This window comes from Rhodococcus sp. IEGM 1409, assembly GCF_030056735.1.
Classification (GTDB): Bacteria; Actinomycetota; Actinomycetes; order Mycobacteriales; family Mycobacteriaceae; genus Rhodococcus_F.
Genome location: NZ_JASHKN010000010.1, coordinates 141469 through 164400, shown reverse-complemented (window position 1 = coordinate 164400; position 22932 = coordinate 141469). Strand labels below are relative to the sequence as shown.

General features: G+C 61.3%; 20 protein-coding genes, 1 tRNA gene and 1 other RNA gene. 8 read left to right on the top strand and 14 right to left on the bottom strand.

Annotation, left to right across the window (positions count from 1 at the left end):
- Positions 1–569 precede the first annotated feature (569 nt).
- Entirely contained in the window at positions 570–2783 is a 2214-nt protein-coding gene (locus QM716_RS23750; RefSeq protein ID WP_283306589.1) for a DNA polymerase III subunit gamma and tau, read from the bottom strand.
- A gap of 162 nt (positions 2784–2945) precedes the next feature.
- Here QM716_RS23750 and QM716_RS23745 point away from each other — a divergent pair, with 162 nt between their 5' ends.
- Entirely contained in the window at positions 2946–4259 is a 1314-nt protein-coding gene (locus tag QM716_RS23745) for an ammonium transporter (protein WP_283306588.1), read from the top strand.
- A 41-nt stretch (positions 4260–4300) separates the two neighbouring features.
- Here the strand turns inward: QM716_RS23745 and QM716_RS23740 are convergent, their stop codons facing one another.
- The 7 genes from QM716_RS23740 to QM716_RS23710 all read right to left on the bottom strand — a co-directional run bounded on the left by QM716_RS23740 (position 4301) and on the right by QM716_RS23710 (position 11339).
- On the bottom strand, positions 4301–4675 hold the full coding sequence (locus tag QM716_RS23740) for a carboxymuconolactone decarboxylase family protein (RefSeq protein ID WP_283306587.1): 375 nt from the start codon (positions 4673–4675) through the stop codon (positions 4301–4303).
- 8 nt (positions 4676–4683) lie between these two features.
- Positions 4684–6273 (bottom strand): long-chain-fatty-acid--CoA ligase, encoded by a 1590-nt coding sequence (locus tag QM716_RS23735; protein ID WP_283306586.1) that lies wholly within the window; start codon positions 6271–6273, stop codon positions 4684–4686.
- Positions 6266–6871 carry an RBBP9/YdeN family alpha/beta hydrolase gene (locus QM716_RS23730; RefSeq protein WP_283306585.1) on the bottom strand — a complete coding sequence of 202 codons (606 nt, stop codon included), beginning with the start codon at positions 6869–6871 and terminating at the stop codon, positions 6266–6268. The genes QM716_RS23735 and QM716_RS23730 overlap by 8 nt, the downstream gene beginning before the upstream one ends.
- Positions 6871–8232, bottom strand: a complete 1362-nt coding sequence (locus QM716_RS23725) for an MFS transporter (RefSeq protein ID WP_283306584.1) — start codon at positions 8230–8232, stop codon at positions 6871–6873. The genes QM716_RS23730 and QM716_RS23725 overlap by 1 nt, the downstream gene beginning before the upstream one ends.
- 98 nt (positions 8233–8330) lie before the next feature.
- Positions 8331–9383: a beta-keto acid cleavage family enzyme gene (locus QM716_RS23720; protein ID WP_003943988.1), complete on the bottom strand. Its 1053-nt coding sequence runs from the start codon at positions 9381–9383 to the stop codon at positions 8331–8333.
- 51 nt (positions 9384–9434) lie between these two features.
- Entirely contained in the window at positions 9435–10334 is a 900-nt protein-coding gene (locus QM716_RS23715; protein WP_283306583.1) for a TauD/TfdA dioxygenase family protein, read from the bottom strand.
- Positions 10335–10364: 30 nt separating this feature from the next.
- A complete protein-coding gene (locus QM716_RS23710) occupies positions 10365–11339 on the bottom strand; it encodes a quinone oxidoreductase family protein (RefSeq protein WP_283306582.1) in 975 nt (324 codons plus the stop codon).
- A 199-nt stretch (positions 11340–11538) separates the two neighbouring features.
- Here QM716_RS23710 and QM716_RS23705 point away from each other — a divergent pair, with 199 nt between their 5' ends.
- Positions 11539–12543, top strand: a complete 1005-nt coding sequence (locus tag QM716_RS23705) for an AraC family transcriptional regulator (RefSeq protein WP_283306581.1) — start codon at positions 11539–11541, stop codon at positions 12541–12543.
- Here QM716_RS23705 and QM716_RS23700 read toward each other — a convergent pair.
- Positions 12536–13585, bottom strand: a complete 1050-nt coding sequence (locus QM716_RS23700) for a YeiH family protein (RefSeq protein ID WP_283306580.1) — start codon at positions 13583–13585, stop codon at positions 12536–12538. The genes QM716_RS23705 and QM716_RS23700 overlap by 8 nt on opposite strands.
- A 101-nt stretch (positions 13586–13686) precedes the next feature.
- Between QM716_RS23700 and QM716_RS23695 the strand changes: the two genes are divergently transcribed.
- Complete coding sequence (locus QM716_RS23695) at positions 13687–14595, top strand: LysR family transcriptional regulator (RefSeq protein ID WP_283306579.1); 909 nt, start codon at positions 13687–13689, stop codon at positions 14593–14595.
- Positions 14596–14602: 7 nt separating this feature from the next.
- Here the strand turns inward: QM716_RS23695 and QM716_RS23690 are convergent, their stop codons facing one another.
- From QM716_RS23690 to ffs, 4 genes are all read right to left on the bottom strand, one after another.
- Positions 14603–15184 (bottom strand): HhH-GPD-type base excision DNA repair protein, encoded by a 582-nt coding sequence (locus tag QM716_RS23690; RefSeq protein WP_283306578.1) that lies wholly within the window; start codon positions 15182–15184, stop codon positions 14603–14605.
- An 18-nt stretch (positions 15185–15202) separates the two neighbouring features.
- Complete coding sequence (locus QM716_RS23685) at positions 15203–16558, bottom strand: glycosyltransferase 87 family protein (protein ID WP_283306577.1); 1356 nt, start codon at positions 16556–16558, stop codon at positions 15203–15205.
- A gap of 97 nt (positions 16559–16655) precedes the next feature.
- Positions 16656–17948, bottom strand: a complete 1293-nt coding sequence (locus QM716_RS23680) for an aspartate aminotransferase type Ic (RefSeq protein WP_283306576.1) — start codon at positions 17946–17948, stop codon at positions 16656–16658.
- A 42-nt stretch (positions 17949–17990) separates the two neighbouring features.
- Positions 17991–18090, bottom strand: an RNA gene (ffs, locus tag QM716_RS23675) — signal recognition particle sRNA small type.
- Positions 18091–18226: 136 nt separating this feature from the next.
- Between ffs and QM716_RS23670 the strand changes: the two genes are divergently transcribed.
- From QM716_RS23670 to QM716_RS23650, 5 genes are all read left to right on the top strand, one after another.
- A tRNA-Ser gene (locus tag QM716_RS23670) sits at positions 18227–18314 on the top strand.
- Positions 18315–18679: 365 nt separating this feature from the next.
- Positions 18680–18901, top strand: a complete 222-nt coding sequence (locus tag QM716_RS23665; protein WP_283306575.1) for a hypothetical protein — start codon at positions 18680–18682, stop codon at positions 18899–18901.
- Positions 18902–18957: 56 nt separating this feature from the next.
- Positions 18958–19776 carry a pentapeptide repeat-containing protein gene (locus QM716_RS23660; RefSeq protein WP_283306574.1) on the top strand — a complete coding sequence of 273 codons (819 nt, stop codon included), beginning with the start codon at positions 18958–18960 and terminating at the stop codon, positions 19774–19776.
- Positions 19777–20112: 336 nt separating this feature from the next.
- A complete protein-coding gene (locus QM716_RS23655) occupies positions 20113–20784 on the top strand; it encodes a response regulator transcription factor (protein ID WP_283306573.1) in 672 nt (223 codons plus the stop codon).
- A gap of 39 nt (positions 20785–20823) precedes the next feature.
- Positions 20824–21603, top strand: coding sequence for a helix-turn-helix domain-containing protein (locus QM716_RS23650; RefSeq protein ID WP_283306572.1), 780 nt, complete (start codon positions 20824–20826; stop codon positions 21601–21603).
- 23 nt (positions 21604–21626) lie between these two features.
- Here the strand turns inward: QM716_RS23650 and QM716_RS23645 are convergent, their stop codons facing one another.
- Entirely contained in the window at positions 21627–22916 is a 1290-nt protein-coding gene (locus QM716_RS23645; RefSeq protein ID WP_283306571.1) for an MFS transporter, read from the bottom strand.
- Between the last annotated feature and the right edge of the window lie 16 nt (positions 22917–22932).

Here is a 22932-nt window from a genome sequence, read left to right as displayed (position 1 = left end):
ATAACAAAGAGTGCCCGAGACAATGAACGTGTTTCAGCAATTTTGTGGCAATCGTAGATTAGCTGTAACTTGGGGTTACTTGTTTGCTTAACTCGACGTCAAACGCCGGTTGAAATATCCGCACTCAATCCAGCATCCGAAGTCTTCCAAGCCGGACATTCGGCAAACATGCAGTTGAACACTCACTGAATTGGCACAATGCCGAATATGTGGCCAATTCGCCGAATGTCCCCAATTGGTCGATCGACACAAAACAAACATCTTGACGGTCAATCTGAACATTCGTGACACGCTGAGAGCTAGCAATATCGATCGAACGTCGGCCGATTGGCGAGAATTCTCAGATATTCTTCGGCGATCATCGTACGAATCGGAGTTTCGTTACAGTGAAACTGAGCGTACGAAAGTGCCAGCAAACCGGAAATGACATTTTCAGCATTGACTGGCCGAGTGACTGCGCTCCAGACGCCCGCGAAAAGCAACGACAGCGCACTTATAACAATTCGATCACGCAGCCGGTCCCGAGGCATTCTGACCGTCGCTCCACCCGCACTCGACGCGTCAGCGACTCAACTTTCGAGTCTGCGGGCTCCAAGGACGTCCTTGAGCAGTTCCTTTGCAACGTCCTCGGGATCACGCCTGGCAGTCGGATCGGCGGGCTCAGCCGCCTCCGCGAACATTTCGTCCTCGTCCTCACGCGTTGCAGGCGGAGGAGTTGCCTCGTAGTCGACCTCGGGAGCGGGGGCCGGTCCAGGGTCTTCCGGATAGTCAGGAGCCTCGGGCGGCGGAATGTCGTCCGAATCTCCGCGCTGAGGCTGCGGAGTTTTGGGCTGCTGCGCTGCGCGTTCCTGACTGGGGCGCGAGAATCGCGGCGCGGCGGCAGGGCGAGTCGAAGCCTCTGCCGCCTTGGGTGCGCTCGACCCGGCGGGCGCGGGCGGCGCACCTTCTTGATACTCGACTTGCCAAGTGCCACCGAACATCTCGGCAAGGACCTCGCAGATGACCGCCGCGTTGTGCGGTTGTGTCACACGTGCACCGAGAACCGGCGATCCGTGAGCGATGACCACGACATGGCCACGCACGTCGTGAACCGTCGCAGCGGACAGCATGGCCGGAAGAACCTTGTTTCGTTCACTGACCTTGTTTCGCAAGGTATTCCACGATTCGCGGAGCGTCTCGACTGTCGGGCCCGCCGAGACCGGCGCCGCTTCGGCAACCACCGGCTCGTCGTGCTCGGGCTCGTAGTCGGGTTCCGGCTCGGAAAGCCCGATCAGCTCTTCCGCTTCGACAAGAGCTGGAGCCGGTAGTTCAACCACAGGAGCTTCGACAACCGGCGGTTCGGCAACCGGCGGTTCGGCAACCGGCGGTTCGGCAACCGGCGGCTCCACGATCTCGACGGCGGGGGGCTCGACGGCTGGAACTGCCGCCACCGGAGGTTCGACGACAGGAGCCTCGACAACCGGCGGCGCCGCCGCGGGAGCAGGGGCGGCTGGTTCCGGATGTGCCTCAGGCTCGGCCTTACGTTGCGAGGGCCGTTGGAACTTGGAAGCAATCTCCGGTTCGAGCGGCGGCACGGTCGGCGCCGACGCTACTGCGGCCCGTGCAGCAGGGGCAGGCGAGACTCCGGCAGCCGGAATACCCCGTTCCAGGCGCTCGAGCCGTTGCAGCACAGCCGACTCTGTGTCCGAGGCAGAGGGAAGCAGCATCCGCGCGCACATCACTTCGAGCAGCAGCCGCGGCGCCGTCGCCCCACGCATTTCGCTGAGTCCGGCATGGACCGTCTCGGCGAAGCGGGTCAGTGTGGCCGGGCCGACCCGCTGGATCTGCTCACGCATCGTGACCAGCTCCGCCTCGGGTGCGTCGACCAATCCTCGTTCGCTGGCGTCGGAAACAGCCTGCATCAGGATGAGATCACGCAGACGCTCGAGAAGGTCGAGCGCGAATCGGCGCGGGTCGTGACCGGCGTCCATCACGCGATCGACAGTGCCGAACAAGGCGGCTCCGTCACTGGCGGACAGAGCGTCGACTGCTTCGTCGATGAGCGCGACGTCGGTGACTCCGAGAAGAGAGAGCGCGCGCGGGTACGTGACACCTTCTTCCCCGGCTCCCGCGAGCAGCTGATCAAGGACACTCAGCGAGTCACGAGGCGAACCGCCGCCGGCCTTGATGACCAGCGGATATACAGCGGGCTCGACCGGTACGCCCTCTTGGGCGCAGATCTTCTCCAGGAGTCCGCGCATGGTCGACGGCGCCAACAGGCGGAACGGGTAATGATGTGTACGCGAACGAATGGTGGGGAGAACCTTTTCGGGTTCCGTCGTCGCAAAGATGAAGATGAGGTGTTCCGGTGGCTCCTCGACAATCTTGAGCAGCGCGTTGAAGCCTGCCGCCGTCACCATGTGCGCCTCGTCGATGATGAAGACGCGGTAGCGAGAAGCAGCCGGTGCGTGGAACGCCTTGTCTCGGAGTTCTCGGGTGTCGTCGACACCACCATGACTTGCGGCGTCGAGTTCGGTCACGTCCAGGTTGCCCGTACCGCCCGGGCCCAGCGAAACGCACGAGTCGCACACGTCGCACGGCGTCGACGTCGGGCCCTGCTCACAGTTCAGCGAACGCGCGAGGATGCGCGCCGACGACGTCTTTCCGCAACCGCGTGGGCCGGAAAAGAGATAGGCATGGTTGATGCGTCCGGTGTCGAGGGCCGTGCTGAGCGGTGCGGTGACATGCTCCTGCCCCACCACCTCGGCGAAGGACGCGGGTCGATACTTCCGGTACAGGGCCACGCGCAAAGACTACCGGCGACCCACGACAGGTGGTCCGGTGCGGGTGCAACGCCGACTTCTCTCGAAACATGTTCGCAACACAATCGCAGTGCGTAGGAAACCGCACGCACGCATCGTGGGTTCCGTGCATGCGGGCTGGTCCGTGTGCGTGAGGAGAAAACTGTGCCCGCCACCATCGATGCCGGAGCAACTGCCTGGTTGCTCGTCAGTACTGCACTGGTACTTCTGATGACGCCAGGACTCGCACTGTTCTACGGCGGCATGGTCCGCTCGACCGGCGTCCTCAACATGATCATGATGAGCTTCGTCTCGATCGCACTCGTCACTGTTGCCTGGTTGTTCGTGGGTTACAGCCTCGTGTTCGGCGACGATCACGGCGGCATCATCGGTGGACTCGAGCACGTCGGAATGGCGGGAATCGACCCGTCGACCGTGCACGGGAACGTTCCGGAAGTGTTGTTCGCAACCTTCCAGTTGACGTTCGCGATCCTTACTGCAGCACTCATCAGTGGTGCGATCGCCGACCGAGCGAAGTTCTCCGCCTGGATGATCTTCGTCCCCATCTGGTCCTTGCTCGTCTACGTCCCCGTCGCTCACTGGGTGTGGAATCCGCAGGGATGGCTAGCCCGGATGGGAGCACTCGACTACGCGGGTGGCCTGGTGGTCGAGATCGTGTCCGGAGCGTCGGGTCTGGCATTGGCCCTGGTCCTCGGCCAGCGGATGGGTTTCAAGGCCGAGTCGATGCGTCCACACAATCTGCCGTTCGTCCTGCTCGGCGTCGGCCTGCTCTGGTTCGGTTGGTTCGGCTTCAATGCCGGTTCCGCCCTTGCCGCCGACGGTATGGCCTCGCAGATCTTCCTCAACACCCTCGTCGCCGGTTGTACCGGACTACTCGGCTGGCTGTTCGTCGAACAGAACCGTGACGGACACCCCACAACGTTCGGCGCGGCCTCGGGCGTCGTCGCCGGTCTGGTCGCGATCACCCCGTCGTGCGGAACGGTGAACATGTTCGGTGCGCTCGTCATCGGCCTGATCGCGGGCATCGTCTGCTCGTACGCCGTGGGATGGAAGCACAGGCTCGGCTACGACGACTCCCTCGACGTCGTCGGCGTGCACCTCGTCGGTGGAATCGTCGGCTCGTTGCTGATCGGGCTCCTCGCGACGGCCGTGATGACGGGCGGTCCGGAAGGTTTGTTCTTCGGCGGTGGGTTCGCGCAGTTGGGTAAGCAGTTCGTGGGTGTCGTTGTGGTCGCGCTCTATGCCTTCGGAGTGACCTACGGTCTCGGAAGGCTCATCGACAAGACCTTCGGCTTCCGCATTTCGCGTGAAGACGAGGCCCGCGGCATCGACGTTGCCCTGCACGCGGAGTCCGCCTACGAGCACGGAGTCCTCGGCCACGGCCCGATCGGTGGACAAAACCCCAGCCCGTTCCTGCAGCGTCAGCGTGAGGAACGGGAGAACCGCGAGCGAGACTGACCGCCCTCACCGGTCTTCGCGATTCACTGGGTGTTCGAACTTCACTGGGTGTTCGCGATTTCCTCGATCAGGATCGGTACGCCGATGTTGCAGGAATGAATCCCGACCACGGTGGTCAGTTTCAGCACCTCGAGAATCTCCTTCGGGGTCACTCCCATATCGAGCGCGGCGCGAATGTGGCGTCGCACACCGGGGGCGTACATGTGTGTGCTCGCCGCATCGACGGCTATACACAGCAACTGGATCACCTGAGGTGACAGCACCCCACTGTTCCAGGGCTGCATTGCCGTCTTCATGTACAGCTCGGTCCACTCGGGATCCAGCTCCGAAAGCCCGTCCCACAACGGATTCCAGCCACCCGAATCCTTCATGGCCTGGGTGACGGGAAAGCCTTCACTAGCTCGAACGTCAGTCATCGATCTCCTCAGACAGTCGAAAATGTTTGATTCAGTTCACGTTTGAGAATCTTGCCCGTTGCCGTCATCGGGAGCGAAGGCACGAACTCGATGCGGCGCGGATATTTGTAGGCGGCCATCTGTTCCCGAGACCATGCCACGAGATCCAATTCGGAGACCGCTTCACTCGGCTCTCGGATCACGAAGGCGACAACTTCTTCGCCGAGACTCGGGTCCGGCACCCCGACGACCGCTACGAGTGAGACGGCCGGGTGAGCGAGCAGAACCTCTTCGATTTCGCGCGGGTAGACATTGAATCCACCTCGCACGATCATGTCCTTCGCGCGATCGACGATGTAGTAATTTCCGTCGGTATCGGCCCGTGCCAGATCCCCGGTGCGAAACCATCCGTCGCACATGACTTCCGACGTCGCCTCCGGTCGATTGAAATAGCCCTTCATGACGTTGTGCCCGCGAATGGCCAACTCTCCCACTTCGTCGGGGCCGGTGATCGTGCTCCAGGAGTCATCGACGAGCCTCGCTTCGACGCCCCAGATCGGCACGCCGATCGAACCGGGCCGGGGATCACCCTCGGGGTCACTGAACAAGGCCAGCGGAGAGGTCTCGGACAGTCCGTACCCTTCGAGGATCTGAACCCCGAAGCGTTCCTTGAATCGCGTCAGGATTTCGACGGGAAGCGCTGCGCCACCAGAGATCGCGCACCGCATGTTCTGTGCAACGGTCTCGACATCCACCCCGGATCTCACTACCTCGTCCAGCACGCCGAGCAACCCGCAGTACATCGTCGGGACGCCGGCGAAGACAGAGATCTTTTCGCGTTCCATGATCTCGAGTGCCGCGGTCGCATCGAAGCGTGGCATCAACACCAACGTGGCACCGACGCAGATTCCCGCATTCATGGTCACTGTCTGGCCGAACGAGTGGAACAGTGGCAAAGTCAGGAGATACCGCTCGTGCATGGACGGAGCGCTCTCGAACAACCGGTTGGTCGACAGTGCATTCAAGACCATGTTGCAGTGAGTGAGTTCGGCGCCCTTGGGTTTTCCGGTCGTGCCGCTGGTGTAGAGAATCACAGCCGTGTCCGTCGGTTCACGAACAACCGCAGCTGCAGGTGTTTGCGTTTCGGGCACGGATGCCAGTGCTTCGCCTAGAGTCTCGACTCCTGGGATCGACGACGATGCGCCCGGCTCGGCACTGATTACGATCAAGGAAGAACAACTCTCGCTCTGCTCGAACCCGGTAATGGCGTACTCGGCGATCGGCAATTCGGGACTTCCCTCGAAACAGAAGTACAGCTTTGCTTCCGAATCGGCCAAGTGATAGGCGATTTCGCGCCCCTTGAGCAAGATGTTCAAGGGAACGACGACGGCACCGGCCTTGAGAATGCCGTAGTAGACGATCGGAAACTCGAGAACGTTCGGGCAGGACAACGCCACCCTGTCACCTGGCTCGACACCCCGCGAGACGAGCAGATGGGCGATACGATTCGCGTAGACGTCGACTTGCGCATACGTCAGCCTCGTTTCCCCGAGAACAAGCGCATCCCGTTCCGGGTATCGCCGGGCCGAATCTTCCAGCAGAACAGCAAGGTCAAGCATGACTGTGTTCCTCCTGCTCCTCGGAATCCACTTGCGACACCGCTTCGAGCAGTTCCCGCACCAACGATTCCGCGCGCGGCCAATTCCCGTATCCGGACGCCGGGTTGAGATGTCCGACGTCACCCAGATCGAGCAAGCGACTCCCCCATCCTTCAGCCAAACCCACAACGCGGCGATATCCGGCGAGGGGATCGTTCCGACTCGCCGCGACCGTGCTCGGAAAAGGCAAACGCTGGCGCGGGATCGGCAGCCACCCGTTCCGGTCCAGTTGTTCGAGAGACGGATAGGACTCGGGCAGGGGAAGTTCGAGATCCGCGGGCGTGACCAGAAGGGCACCGGCGACTTCTCGAGGGTGCGCCTTTACCCAGTGGGCAACGGTCATGACTCCAGCGCTGTGCGCGACCAGGACCACCGGCCCGGAAACACTCGTCAGCACCTCGTCCAATGCCGCAACCCTGGCATCGCGGCTGAGCTTGTCGGCCTCGAGGGGAGGAACCGTCAAAACATTGTCCAAGCTGCGTTCGAGGTGAGTCTGCCAATGATCCTCGACGTGATCGCGCAAACCGGGAACTATTACTACCGTGGGTGATTTTTTCATCAGGAACTCCCAACGTCTGTTACTTCAGTGGTGCCGGGGACCTCGGGCCGTGTCTGCAATGTCGCCAGCCGCCTCATTCCGGCCGGGTAAGCGCGCTTGCCCGCTACCAATGCGAGGGCTGCGGCGACATAGACGAAAGGTGAAAGCTGTAGCGCGCCGAGAAGACCCAGGTGATCGGCGAGAATGCCGACTACGAAGGGACCGAGAGCCAGCCCCAGAAGGTTGTTGGCAACAGTGAGCGTTCCCATGGCCGACGCTCGAATCGAATGATGGGTAAGGTTCGCGACCATCGCTGCCGTCGGCCCCGACGAACCGGCGGAGAAGAAGGCACCGATGCCGAGCAACACGAGTTGCGCTGTCCCCGTGCCCAACCGGAGCCCAACACTCAGCGTTACCAACGAGATTGCGCAGTAGACGATAGCGGTGGTCCACTTGCGCGCCGAATCGTCTCGGCTGAACCGATCTGTGATCAACCCGCAGACCACCATCCCGCTTCCGACCAGGAGGACGAACACGGAAGCCGTGACGCCGGCCTTGTCCGGGGCCAAATCGTAGTAGCGATTGAAGAAGCTCGGCAGCCACGCCAGAAGCACAGCGGCGGTGAACATCTGGAGACCACCACCGATGTAGGCGAACAACACGGCCGGATTGGTGAACAGCGATGACACCGGCGCGCGAAAACCGTCGTGTCTCGCCACTTCCCCGGCAGCGTCCGGAGCGGCCTCGACGGCATAGGCGGTGAGCTTCTTCTCGGTGACGAGGGCCCGGAAGAGTGCAACTAGAATCAGGCCGAAGATCGCCATGGCGGCAAAAGACCACCGCCAACTGAACTGAACTGCGATGAACCCACCGATTGCCACACCGATGACCGAACCGAACGATCCACCAGCCATGAAGGCGCCGGCGAGAGCTGCGTGCACTCGGGGCGCAAACACACTGAGCACCACGGCGATACCCACACTGCCGTATGCCGCTTCACCGACACCCACCAAGAACCGAGCACCCAGCATCTGTTCATAGGTCTGAGCGATAGCGCACAGCAACGTCGCGACACTCCACAACACGGCCATCAGGATCAAGCTCTTGACGCGCCCCCAACGGTCCGCGAGCAGCGACAACGGGAACGTCAACAGCCCGACCATCAATGCCACCACGCTGCTCAGGGAGGCAAGGTGCGAATCGGAAAGATCCCAGTCCGCTTTCAGGATCGGGAAGACCGCACTGAGTACCTGCCGCGACATGTAGTCCGAGAGTAGAAGACCGAAAGCCAGGGCAAAAACGATCCACGGGTAGAACTTTCGTCGTCCGCCGATTCCGAGCGCGGTGTCCACACGTGGTGTGGCGGGAGCTTGCAGTCCCATGACTCTCCTAGGAGTACTCGAGGTAGACCGGGGGGCTTCGGGGGGTACGAGAGGGTGCGGTTCGTACCCCCGAAGCTGTTGTACGAGAGGGTGCGGACTCAGGCGTGCTGCGTGAATCCCAGCTGGCCGATCCGGCGGTTGGGTGCATAACCCAACTTCGCCAACGTCTCGTCGGTGTCGGCATACGTCTCACCGATCCGGTAGATGTCCCGAGCTTCCTTCGCGGTAGCCACCTCGCGGCCCAATTCGCCTGCAATGCGCACCAACTGCTCGATCTGCTGCACCGACGTCATCTTCTCGCCCTTGCGGCCCCAGATGGTGTCCTCGTTGCCGCATCGAGCGTGCAAGCCCATCGCGATCGCCATCGTGTTCACCGGCAGGACGCTACGCATCAGCGTTTCGAGCGTCAGGCAAGCACCGTCGGGAACGCGCTGCACGAAGTTCATCATGTTGTACGGGTTGGGTCCGTCGAAGCCGCCGCCGATTGCGACCCACGTGAGGTTGACCGGGCCGGTGTAGATGCCGCGTCGGATCAACCGCTCCACCGTTTCGAGCTGCGGAATGCTCGACAACTGGAAATGCGGCTGGATTCCGGCGGCCTGCAGCCGCCGCAGGTGCTCTGCCACCCACTCCGGACCGGCGGGCACGGTCATTTCCCGATACGTGTCCGCCAATTCCGGACGCTGCATCGACGTACCCGCGATGTCGTCGTCGGTCATCAGTTCCATGATGTTCATCTGGCTGGTGTTGATCGCGATCGTCACCTGGTCAGGTGCGGGCTCCAATTCCGCAAGCATGTGACGCACGTCGTCGGACAACCACTTCGCATCGGCGCCTTCCCCCTCCGGGGCAAACGAAATCGAGCCGCCGACCTGCAAAATCATCTCGGGAACGGCCTCACGCAAGCGGCCGAGGAGCTCGTTGAACTTCGACAGACGCTTCGAGCCCTTGCCGTCGAGTTCACGCACGTGGATGTGTAGAACGGTGGCACCGGCGTTGAAACAGTCGACGGCTTGCTGGACGTGCTCGTCCATCGACAGCGGTAGGTCTTCTGCAAAATCGTCCGGCTCCCACTCCGGTCCGTAGGGAGCAACGGTGATGACAAGCTTGTCCTGGGTTTCGGGGAACAGTGAATCGTCGTGGAAATGCATAGCGTGACTCCGATCGAGTGAATGAATTTTCTTCGGGGCTGAGAAGAGAGATCAGAACGGTGTGTCGCCGATGATTCCGGCGCGCTCCATCTTTCGAACCGCGGGCCAGTAGTCCTGCACCGCGTAATGCTGTGTCGAACGGTTGTCCCAGATCGCGACGCTGTTCTCGGTCCAGCGCCACCGAACCTGATACTCGGGAATCTGGGCCTGACTGGCCAGGTAGCTGAGCAGGTTTCCGGCACCGGGGGCGTAATCGACTCCGTAGCGGATGTTCTCGGGCGTGTGGTAGTTCACGAAGTGTGTGGCAAACGAGTTGACGAAAAGAATCTTCTCGCCGGTCTCCGGATGTGTTCGTACCACGGGATGTTCGGCGTCGGGGAAACGTTCCTTCAGCTGATGCCGCTGATCGATCGGCATCCGAGCGCCGAAAGTCGACTCGATACTGTGCCTGGCGCGCAGGTCCTTGATCTGCTCCTTCACCCGGGCCGGCAGATTCTCGTAGGCGAGTGCCATGTTCACCCAGATCGTGTCGCCGCCGACAGGAGGTGTTTCCACACAACGCAGTACACATCCCATCGGCGGGTTCACGCGCCAGGTGGCGTCGCAGTGATACGCATTCTCGAAATGCTCCGGCGGGCTGTCCAGGTCTTTGTATATGCGGACCAGGCCCGGGTGGTCAGGGTCGCTGCCCAGCGCCGGATGATCCTCGAGTTCACCGAATCGCTGGGCAAGTTCTACGTGCTCGGCTCTGGAGAAGTTCTGGTCGCGAAAGAACAAAACCTTGTGTTCGAGCAGCAATGCCTTGATTTCGGCAAAGAGTGCATCATCTCGCGCGACCTCGCCGAGATCCACCCCGGACAACTCTGCCCCGATCGAACAGGTCAATTTCTCGACGCGGATCGTGCTGGTCGACGAGAGCAGGTTTTCTGTCAGCGTTGCAGTGTTGGTCATGACAATTCCTCTGGGAAGCGCTGTTTCGGTTCAGACGGAGAAGACGGAGGAACCGATACTGCGACCGGACTCCATGTCGTGGTGCGCGCGCACCGCATCTTCGAGGGGGTATCGCTGGTTGATCTCGATCTTGATTCGCCCGGACTCGACGTGCGAGAACAGTTCCCCCGCCAATTCGGCACGTTCTTCGGGATCTGCGATATAATCGGCGAGTGCCGGACGTGTGACGAAGAGAGATCCCTTGACTGCCAACTGCATTGCCTGAATCGGCGGAGTCGGTCCGGACGCCGTTCCGAAGCACACCAGCAGACCGCGTCGAGCGAGAGAATCGAGTGAGATGTCGAAGGTGGACTGCCCGATACTGTCGTAGACAACCGGCACCCCCACGCCCCCGGTGATCTCCTTGACACGTGCGACGACATCCTCGCGGGTGTAGACGACGACTTCATCGCACCCGTGCGCACGGGCAACGTTCGCCTTCTCGTCGCTCGACACCGTGCCGATCACTTTGATTCCCAACAGTTTTGCCCACTGGGTGAAGATCAGTCCGACACCACCGGCCGCAGCATGCAGCAATACGGTGTCCCCCGCTTTCAACGGGTAGATACGACGCAGAAGGTAGGCGGCGGTCAATCCTCGCATCGTCATGGCGGCCGCGGTGTCGAAGGCAATGCCATCGGGTAGAGCGATCAGGTCCGACGCCGCCATGATCCGCTCCGTGGCGTACGCGCCCAGCGGACTGCCGGTGTAGGTCACGCGGTCCCCCACTGCAAAATCGACGACTCCCTCGCCGATCTCTTCGACCACGCCGGCGCCCTCGACCCCCATCCCGGCCGGCAATTGCGCAGGATAGAGGCCACTTCGAAAGTAGGTGTCGGCGAAGTTCAACCCCACCGCCTCATGACGAACCCGAACCTCTCCGGCACCCGGTCGTCCTACCTCGATATCTTCCCAACGCATGACGGACGGTGTGCCGATCTCGTGGAACCGAATGGCGTTTGCCATCAATGCTCTCCAATTCTGTGGGCGGGCTCGACTCGATTGCGTCGAGCTGCATTCGTACGCAACAACTTCCAGAAGTCGGTGCTCGACTTCGTGGTCGTGCCGAACTGATGTGAACAAAACTATGTGAGATCCGGCTCACATGCTTAACTTGACGAGACACACAACACAACATTTCGGGACATCGAGTAAAGGGGGGCCCATGAAGCCACTCGCCCGCTACGCATCACTGAACCGATACGTCGACCTGTGCCGAACGGTGGACGTAGACGCTGTGGCCCTCATGCGAAGTGTCGGCCTGAGCCCGGCAAGCCTGGCGAACCCGGACCAATGGGTTCCGGCCGCCTCGATCGCATCGCTCCTGGAGCGATCGGCAGCGGAGTCCGGGCACGAAGACTTCGGACTCTTACTCGCCGGCCTGCGTCGACTGTCCAATCTCGGCCCCCTCAGCTTGGTCATCAGGGAAGAACCAGACGTCAGGAGCGCACTCGACGTATTGATGCGATACGAGCACACGTACAACGAGTCACTGCGCATTCGACTGAACGAGGTCAACGGACTCGCAACCCTGCGCATCGCGCTCGAGGTCGGCGAACCGGTCGACACCAGACAGAGCGTCGAACTCGCGGTGGGCGCGACGCTGCAGATCCTGCGGAGTTTCCTGGGTTCTCGATGGCAACCGGTCAGCGTGGGATTCACACACCATGCTCCGAAGCACGCGAGCACGCATCGACGGATCCTCGGCGACACGGTGGAATTCGATCGCGAGTTCACCGGCATCGTTTTCTTCGCCGCTGACCTGGATGCGGCAAACCAACTGTCCGATGAGTTGCTCCGGCCGTATGCTCGCCAGTTCCTCGACTCGCTTCCCGCCTCGGAAACTTCCGATACCCTCAGCCGCACCAAGGAATTGATCGAAGTTCTGCTTCCGACCGGTCGCTGCTCTGTCGAGCAGGTGGCACGCAGCCTTGGATTCGACCGGCGAACGCTGCACCGTCACCTCGCCGAATCCGGAGATACGTTCACCGCCGTTCTCAATTCGGTTCGAAGCACCCTCGCGGAACGATTTGTCTCCAACTCTCGCTATTCGTTGACCGAAGTGGCGGTGCACCTGGGATTTTCGACGCAGGGCAGTTTCTCGCGCTGGTTTCGCACTCAGTTCTCGATGAGCCCGAGCGCGTGGCGGACTCAACGCTCGATCAGCTGACCAGCACGACTCCGACGTAGGCGATCGTCGCCACCCACACGGTGGAAATCGCGGCCAGCACGAATGGTCGGGCGCCCACTCCACGAATGACGCTCAGTCGCACCCCCAGCCCGAGAGCGAACATCGCAGCAGCCAACAGCGCCGTTTGCACGGTCTTCGCCAATCCGAGTAGCTCATTCGGCAGCATTCCGGTGGAGCGCAATCCCATGCAGCCGATGAATGCCACGACGAACAACGGAATCAGCGGGGGACGCTTGGTGATGGCAGTGTTGTCGACCATCGCGCGTTGCCGGATGCTCAGAAACGCCATGACCGGCGCCAACATCAACACGCGCGCAAGTTTCACGACGGTCGCGACACCCAACGCGGTAGCGCCGAGAGCGCTGCCGGCAGCCACTACTTGCGCGACTTCGTGGATCGACCCACCGGCCCACATGCCTGCGCCAATCTCGCTCATACCGAAAGCGTTGGTCAACCATGGGATTGTCGGAATCATCAGAGTTCCGAAGATCACCACCAACGCAACAGCGGTGAGCAACTCTTCCTCCCGCGCATTCACCACACCGTCCGCAGCAGCCACAGCGGCAGCGCCACAGATCGAGAAGCCGCAGGCGATCAGGATTCGCTGCGTCCAACTCAATCCGAGAAGCTTTCCGGCGTACATGGTCCCGGCGATACCGAGGAACACTATCGCCACCACAACGGCAATCACTCCCCAGCCCAAACCGATGATGTCGGAGAACATCAATTGCAGCCCGAGCAGAGCGATGCCCACTCGAAGTAGTCGTTTTGCCGAGAATGCCAGGCCAGGTTGGAGTTTCACCGGCAAGGCAACAGTATTCACCAACACCGCACCCGCCACGATCGCAATCAGCAGCGGACTCACGGCGGAGGTGAACTGACCGGCTACCAGCGCGACCGTGGCACCCAAGGCGCACAACGCAACTCCGGGCACCAATGCAGCGACGCTCGACCACCGTCGTACTTCTGACGAAGGGGCGACTGCGGGTTTCTCGGCCACGGACTTCACATCACGGTTCACTCATCCAGCGTCCTTCAGCCACCATCGCTCCGGTAGGGCGATTTCTACCATCACGACATATCAGATCGATATGGAATAGATGCTGGGTATAGCCTGTCTGCATGACCAGAAGGTGGCCCGACCTCACCACTCTCGAGCTACTCGTCGGAATCGATGACCACGGAAGCCTCAGTGCTGCAAGCCGTCTGGCTCACATCGCACAACCGAATGCCAGCCGCGCCGTCAAAGCCCTCGAGCGGCAGATCGGGATGCCCCTCATACACCGAAGGTCGACGGGGGCGACTTTGACACCCCAGGGGACCGTCATCGTCCATTGGGCGCGCCGCGTCCTCGCCAACTCGACCCAGCTTCTCGACGTCGCCGAAGGGATGCGGACCGAGCGATCCGCGGAATTGACCGTCTGTGCCAGCATGACCGTCGCCGAACATCTGATCCCGGCCTGGCTCGGCACCTTTCGATCACTACATCCTGGTGTCACCGTCCACCTTCAGGTCTACAACTCGACCCGCGTCCTGGAAGCCGTCGGGGTAGGAATGTGTGACCTCGGATTCGTCGAGTCACCGACCGTTCCGAAGAGCCTGTCCAGCGTCACCGTCGCGCGTGACTCGCTGGTCGTGGTCGTTCATCCGGATCATCCATGGGCGCGCCGACGAAAGCCGCTGAACGTCGCCGAACTGGCAGCAACACCGCTGCTGGTGCGTGAGCCCGGATCGGGAACCAGAACGACTCTCGACCTGGCGTTGCACGAATACGAGCGCGGTGCACCCTTGTTGGAACTGGGTAGTTCGGCCGCGATTCGAACCAGCGTGCTCGGTGGCGTCGGCCCGGCGGTACTGAGCACGCTGGCCGTCGAGGACCAGGTGAAGCAGGGAGAGCTTCGGGTCGTAGCCGTCGAAGGCTTGGATCTCGACCGATCCCTACGTGCAGTGTGGCGTCCGCCGCGTCAGCTCGAGGGACCCGCAGGCGACCTGATGAAAGTGGTGCGTGCGAGCGGATCCCGGAAATCCTGACAGCGGCCTACTTCTTGTCGGCCTTCGCCGCGGCCTTTGCTGCCTTCTTGAACTCGCGGACCTCGAGCAAAGACTGTTCGTCGACCACGTCTGCGATCGAGCGCCTCGAACCTTGGAGCCCGTAGTCGCCGGCAGTTTGGCGCCAACCTTTCGGCTCGACGCCGATCTGCTTGCCGAGCAACGCCAGGAAGATCCGGGCTTTCTGGTCGCCGTAACCGGGCAGGGCCTTGAGCCGCTTCAGCACTTCCTTGCCGTCGGGATTTCCCGAAGTCCAGATCGCCGCGGTGTCGCCGTCGTAGTTCTCGACGACGAACTGGCACATGAGCTGGATACGCTCGCCCATCGACTTGGGGAATCGGTGCACAGCCGGAGGCTCGGCGCAGATCGCGATGAACTCGTCGGTGTCCATGTCGGCGATTCGCCTGACGTCGATGCCGCCGAGCCGATCCGCCAGCTTCTTCGGACCGAGGAAGGCCGTTTCCATCGGAACCTGTTGATCAAGAAGCATTCCGATCAACAACGCCAACGGGTCTTCGGCGAGGAGGGCATCAGCTTCGGGGTCACCGACAAGGTTCAGATGAAGTGCCATGAGTCCGATACTGCCACGTCAAGCGGCAGTTGTGACCGGCGCCGGTGCATCCGGCGCCGGAATCTTCCACTTCTTCCAGCCGAACAGAACCAAGGTCGAGACCGCGGCAACCGTGAAGACCCAGAGGTAGACGCCGACGGTCGGGATCCGCAGATATTCGGGCGGCACGAACATGAACAGGCCCATTCCGACGAAGCGATCCGTACCGGGAATGACCGACGGATCCCACCAGGTGTGAGACCAGTTCAGTACGGGAAGCAGGAACACAAAAGGCGCTACCCACGGCCAACGCTTCTGCGACACGATCGCGTAGTGCGCTGCGAGAACGACCAACGGCACGAACCACACCCAGTGATGTCCCCACGAGAACGGCGAGACAGTGGTCGCCGTCAAACCTGCCATGGTGAGGCCGAGCAATTTCTGGCCGTGCCGGTGAGCAACCCACGCCGCGCCGAGTCCGAGGCATACCGCCAGCGCACTGAAAACGAGGACCAGAATCCGCGACGGCGTCGGAGTGTGAGTGAGCTGAGCGATCAAACCGGACACGGACTGATTGCTCGGGGCATCCGTCGGCCCGACGCGTTCGCTGTCGACAAGAGTGCCGGTCCAGTACTTGTATGCGTCGTTGTAGATCACGACGAAGCCGATCGCAACGGTCGCTGCGAACGTCACGACGGCCGTCACCAACGCGCGCCATTGGCGCGTGATGAACAGGTATGCCCAGAAGAAGGCCGGAGTCAGCTTCACACCGGCGGCAATGCCTGCCCCGATTCCTCGGAGCCGACTCTTCTCGTCCCGACCGAGGTCCCAGACGATCAGGAGCAGCAGGAAGATGTTGATCTGCCCGAGCCAGAGCGTCGTACGTATCGGTTCCATGAACAGAAAGATCATGGTCGCCAACGCACTCACGGCGTACGCCTTAACGTCGAGCCGATAACCGAGGTACTTCCAGCACAACACGATCACTGCGAACAACGCAGCGATGTTCAAACCCGTCCACACGACGATCGCCTGTTGAAGCGAGAGCACCGCCCATACCGTGAACAGCAGAGCCGCAAACGGTGTGTACGTGAACATCATCCCTTTCAGGACTGGCCCGTCGTACAACGGAAGGCCCTGAACCACAACGCTGCCGCCGTGGCGGTAGACGTCGAGATCGAGGAAATTTTCGAAGATCCCCCAGTACCGCGTATTCATCGGCACGGCGAACAGAACCATCAGCACGGACGCGACTGCCAGAACACTGAGCACAGAGAATCCGAGAACACCGACACGGAGGCTGCGTCGCGGTATGTCAGCTTCGATGACCGACTCCGAGTTCGCGGTGTGCGCCTCGAAAGAAGGCCCATCCGAAGCGTTGATCGCGCCCGTCACTTCAACCTCCGGGATTTACACCCTATGTCGGGAATTGATGCTCCGAACGGTACAAGACGAGACCAAAAGTACCGACCGGGCACGCCGCTTCGAGCGCTCAGATCTCGGAGAGACGCGATTCCGTGGCTGCGAGCAGGACACACGTAGCCACGCCGTCCATGGCAACGTCGAGTTCAGCCGTGGACGGGAAGCTCGGGGCCAACCGGATGTTCCGGTCATCCGGATCTGTGCTGTACGGGAATGCCGAACCGGCCGCGGTGAGCGCGATACCCGCGTTCTTCGCCAGTTCGATGACCCGCTTGGCCGTGCCGTCGACCACGTCGAGGCTGATGAAGTATCCGCCCTTCGGCTCGGTCCAGGACGCGACCTTCGAAGCACCGAGGCGATCCTCGAGGATCCGCAGTACGAGCTCGAACTTGGGTGCCAGGAACGCGCGATGCTTCTCCATGTGCGCACGAACGCCGTCGGCATTGCCGAAGAAACGCAGGTGGCGAAGCTGATTGACCTTGTCCGGTCCGATGCTCTTCTTGCCGAGGAACTTCTGGTACCAGGCAAGGTTTTCCGCCGAGCTACCGAAGAAGCTCACACCCGCGCCGGCGAAAGTGATCTTGGACGTCGACGCGAACACGAGCGGACGGTTGGGGTGTCCGGCCTCGGCAGCCATCGAGAGAATGTCGTAAGAAGGCGCAGTCTCGCCGACAAGCGGATGCACGGCATACGCGTTGTCCCAGTACAGGCGGAAGTCAGGCGCGGCTGTTGGCATCGACGCGAGCGTCCGGACAATTTCTTCGGAGTACACGGCGCCGGTGGGGTTCGCGTAGACCGGAACAGCCCACATGCCCTTGATCTGCGGGTCCGACGCGACCAGTTCGGCGATCTTGACGACGTCGGGTCCGTCATGGTTCATCGGCACCGCGATCATCTCGATACCGAGGGACTCGGTGATCGCGAAGTGTCGGTCGTAGCCCGGTGCGGGGCAGAGAAACTTGATCTTCTCTTCACGCGCCCACGGCTGAGCTGAATCCGGTGTGCCGTGCAGCAGGGAGAACACGACGTTGTCGTGCATGATCTCGAGGCTCGCGTTGTTGCCGGCGAGAAGGTTCGCAACCGGGATACCCAGCAGCTCGCCGAAGATGGCGCGCAGTTCCGGCAGACCGGTGAGTCCACCGTAGTTACGGCAGTCGGTTCCGCTTCCGTCTCGGAAATCACCGTCGCCGGGCAACGTCAGCAGCTCTGCGGAAAGGTCGAGTTGTTCCGGGGAAGGCTTACCGCGGGTCAGATCGAGTGCGAGCTTCTGCGCCTGGAGCTGCGTGTACTTCGCGCTCTGGCTCTCATGCTCGGAGGTGAGTTCTTCATGGCTCATCAACCCGATCTGGGTTTGGATAGGCATCCGGAGCGGCCTTTCACCGACGAGGCGGGGTCGGGTATGTGAAAAAAATAGAGGACCCCGCGCACCCGGCAGAGCCCGTTGACCCTTGCTGCCTTCCGGCCCTGGGGGAGTTCACAGGATGCGCGCCGCGCGGGATCCAATGAACAGTGTAGACGGCTTTCGCCGGCCGCTGCACACCACCTACCGGGGCGGAGATGCGAACCCCGAGATCTACCGGTTCTTCGCAGGTCAGGTACCCGTTTAACGCTTCGCGCTCGCAATTGGGTATGCTGCTCCACGGAGGATTCGCCTAGTGGCCTATGGCGCTCGCCTGGAACGCGGGTTGGGTTAACGCCCTCAGGGGTTCAAATCCCCTATCCTCCGCCAGGGAAGTCCCCGACCAGTTTTGGTCGGGGACTTTTCTTTTGCCGAGATCCACTTTTTATTCGCCGAGATCCATCGCCGAGCGGCGATACTGTCGACGAATGCCTACCTCGACGCATGGTCGAATCATCGCAGCAGGTACTGGTCTGGTGCTCAGTGTGCTTGTCGACGCCCCCGTGAAAAAGTGGATGCCTCGCCACCGAACGCCCTCGTACGCCGCCGGCCTCATGGTTGCGGCGGCCGTTTACCCCGTGGCTCGACCAGGACGGGCTCGACCAGGACGGGCTCGTCGGGGACGGGCTCGACAGAGACAGGCCCGGTTACGACGCGCGGTTGACGCCTCCATTCCCACCCGCGAATGGAGTGCAATGGCCGCAACTGTTGCCGTCTTCGTCGGCGCACTTGTCCTGCCGTCGAGTACCCACGCACGGCGACTGGTTGCAGCGAGCTGGGCGGTCCACCCGATTTTCGACCTACTTCACGAGCGTGGTCCGGACTCACGCCTGCCGGATTGGTACCCCGCAATATGCGCGGGATACGACCTCGGAGTCGCTGGACTTCTTGCTGCCGAACCACGCAATTTCGTTTGACAGACCCACGAACCCGAAGACACACTTTCCGTCCAACCCAAAGATCGGGAGTACGCGTGATTGCCGGCCAGACCAATCTGCTCGCGGATTGCAGCAGTTGCTTCGGCCTGTGCTGCGTCGCACTCCCCTTTTCCAAGTCGTCCGACTTCGCGACCAACAAGAATGCCGGCGACCCCTGCAAGAACCTGCAGCAGGATTTCCGTTGCGGCATTCACACCGGATTGCGAAAGAAGGGCTTCACCGGTTGCACCGTCTACGACTGTTTCGGTGCGGGACAGAAGGTTTCACAACAGACCTTCAACGGCGTCAGCTGGCGTGACGCGACGGAGACAGCGTCGGACATGTACGAAACCTTCCCTGTCGTACGCCAATTGCACGAACTGCTCTGGTATCTCGCCGAAGCCCGCTCGCTGAAGCAAACCCACTCGATTCGACAGGAACTCGACGCTGCACTCGCAGAGACGGAAAGCCTGACCAATGGCACTCCGACGCAGATTCAAGCCGTTGACGTCTCAGCACGCCGAGCGGCAGTCAACACACTGCTCTTGCAGACGAGTGACCTTGTGCGCTCCCCTGTCTCGGGCAAGAAAGGTCGCAAACTCGACCACCGCGGCGCTGACCTCATCGGAGCCAATTTTCATGGTTCCGATTTGCGCGGGGCCAACTTTCGCGGGACCTATCTGATCGGGGCAGACCTCCGCGACTGCGATCTCGATCGAGCCGATCTGATCGGTGCAGACTTACGCGGCACCGACATTCGCGGTGCAAAACTCCGCGGCAGTATCTTTCTCACTCAGTTCCAGATCAACGCGGCGATCGGCGATTCGGCGACCACGCTTCCCGATTTGCTGACCCGCCCCAACCACTGGGCCTGAGCCCGACGGTCGTCAATCCCGTCGACTGTCGCGACTGTCAACTCCGTCGACGGAGAACGACCCTGCCGGACGAGTCGTGCGCCCTCAGGTCCCACGGCAGTGCCCGGCCGCCGGTGAGCCGATTCCAGAGAGTCTCGGCGAAAGCGAACAGGACAAGCAGCACGAGCAAGCCTGGCAGCGTCAACGCGACCAGAGTGCCCGTGAAAGAAGTCTCGCGACGAACGCCCCCGGTTCCCGCAACTTTCGATCGGCCACCTTATGTCTGGTCCCGCGGTCGATGATCTGCCACAATGCAAGCTGTTACGACCAGTAGCACCTTCGGGGGGAGGATTTCACGTGAGCTTGATACTTGCAGCTACCGATCGTTCGGAGCTTGTCCAGACACTCGGCACCGAATTAGTACATTTCGGGCACCAGATACAGCTCGTCCGCACCGGGCGTCGACTACTCGACGACCTGGACACCGACAGTTTCGATATTGCCGTGATCGACCTTCTGTTGCCGGACATCGACGGCTACGAGGTCGCACGACAGATCCGCTTGCGCAGTTCGATGCCGATCATGATGTTGGTGGACACCCACGAGGACATCGACGAAGCACCACATCGCGCTGTCTCGGACTTTGTACTGAACCCGATCGATTCTCACGCGCTCGATCTTCGGGTCACCGCGATCCTTCGTGAAACCGCACATCCCGCTGCCGGCAAACACCAACGTCACGGTGACCTGCTCCTCGATCGACGTGCGATGACGGCGACGATGGACGGAAAGCTGCTGGTCCTCAGTCGGACCGAATGGCGAGTACTCCTGGAACTGTCGACCGAGCCGGGGCGTGTGTACTCGCGTGATCACCTGATCCGAAACGTCTGGGGTCCCGCCCACGAAAAGACGCATGTGGTCGACGCGACGATTCTCAGCCTGCGGTCCAAACTCGAATCCGATCCCGCGAAACCGAAATACATCAAAACCATCCGGGGGTTCGGATACCGCTTCGGCCCGGTCGACTGAACTCACCTTCGTGTCGGTGCCGCTCGATAAGCTCTTGTCATGGGTTGGTACACACCACAATCGGTCGCCCCGGATCTCTCCGACATCCTGGTGTGCGGCTGGACGGCGTGTGCAGAAGGCGAGCACCTACTAGTGCCCGATGCCTGCATGGACGTGCTGTGGATACGTGGCGTCGGCATCCGCGTCTGCGGCCCGGAAACTGCTGCGTGGTCGTTCACGCTTCCGCCGGGAACACGCTCCGTGGGTGTTCGATTCCGCCCTGGATCAGCATCGCCCATGCTACGAACTTCGGCGTCCGAGCTTCGGGATTCCCGCGCCGACCTCAGCGATGTAACCGACGCACGTACAGAACGAATACTGTTGAACCGCTTGGAGAATTCCGAAGACCACGAACAGGTCTCCGTCCTCGAAGATGCTGTTCGAAGTTGGGCAAGTTCGAGTTTCCGTCACGATCCGGTGATCAACCATGTTCGCACCGCACTGTCCGAACATTCGTGGAATGTCAGCTCTCTCGCCGACGCGGCCGCACTGACGTCACGCCAACTCCAGCGTCGTTGCAATGACGCTTTCGGATACGGTCCTGCGACGCTGCGCGCGATCTTGCGTCTCCAGCGCTTCATGGCACTCGCTCGCAGTCGACCCGCGTTGGGACTCGCTGAATCCGCTGCCCACTGCGGATTCAGCGATCAGGCCCACTTGACGCGTGAATGCCGCCGAATCTCGTCGCTGACCCCGGCGGCTCTGCTCCGAACCCAAGCCCCCGACTGGCACGGGTCGGATACCGTCGTCGCTCTGACCGAGGGAGACGCGGTCGCATAGTCGCGACCGTCGTCCCCCGGCCGTCACTTTTGACTGAAAAGTGTCCTGGCAGACCACAGGCCGCCGAGGGAAAGAACTGCGACCGTGATGTAGTAGTAACTCGGCGCGTCGAGCGAGCCTGTTGTACTGATCAACCAGGTCAAGACCAACGGCGCGATTCCGCCGAGCAAGGTCACGCCCAGGTTGTACGACAAAGACATCCCGGTAGCGCGAATCTCCGCTGGGAACAGCGAACTCATCAAGGCTGGCAACGGGCCGAACGCAAACGCCATGATGACACCCAGGACTGAAACAACCAGGACGAGCGTCAGAGTCGACGGGTGATCGACCATCAATTTGAAGAGCGGCCAGGCCAAGACGATTGCCGCGACGGCGGCCCAGGTCATGACTCTCGCAGGTCCGACCCGGTCTGCAAGATGACCGATCAACGGCACAGTGATCAAGGTGACCAGTCCGGCGACGATACCGCCGAGATAGCCGGCAGAGGCGGATACTCCGAGATTCTTCACGGCAAACGTCGGCATGTACAAGATAAGATAGATCGAGATAGTCGCGACGCCGACTACTGCGGCACCGGTGAGCACCCGGCCGAGATGCCTGGTCAGCGTCGTCTTCAGTGGGGCTTTGTCCGGGACGCTCGTCTTGAAGTCGTCCGTTTCATCGAGCTTGGCACGGATGTAGAGACCGACCGGGCCGACGATGATGCCGAAGAAGAACGGAACGCGCCAGCCCCAGGAGTAGAGCGCTTCATGCGAAAGATGGGTGTTGAGCACGTATCCGAACAACGACGCCAGGAAAACCGAGGCACCTTGGCTCGCTACCTGCCAGGAAGAGTAGAACGCCTTCTTGTGTGGCGCAGTTTCCACGAGGAAGGTTGTGGCAGTACCGAATTCACCACCAGCGGAGAATCCTTGAATAAGTCGCGAAACCAGGATGACGACGCCGGCCCACGGTCCGATCATCGAGGTCGTCGGCGCCACAGCCATGATGAGCGTGCCGATCATCATGAGCATCATCGTCAACGTCAAGGCGTTCTTGCGCCCGCGACGGTCTGCGTAGCTGCCGAGAACCATCCCACCCAGTGGCCGGATGACGTAGGAGATTGCGAACGTCGCAAACGTCAGTATCAATCCGAGTGTGTTGTCACCGCCTGGAAAGAAGTTATGGGCGATGACCACTGCGAATGACGCGTAGACGATGACGTCGAACCACTCGAGCGCAGCGCCGAGTGAGCTGCTGATCACCGCCTTGCGAGCAGCGGCCAGGCGTTCCGGGGTGACAGTTCCGGAGGTTGGCGAAGTTGCCGTGGACATAGGTTTCCTTAGGAGA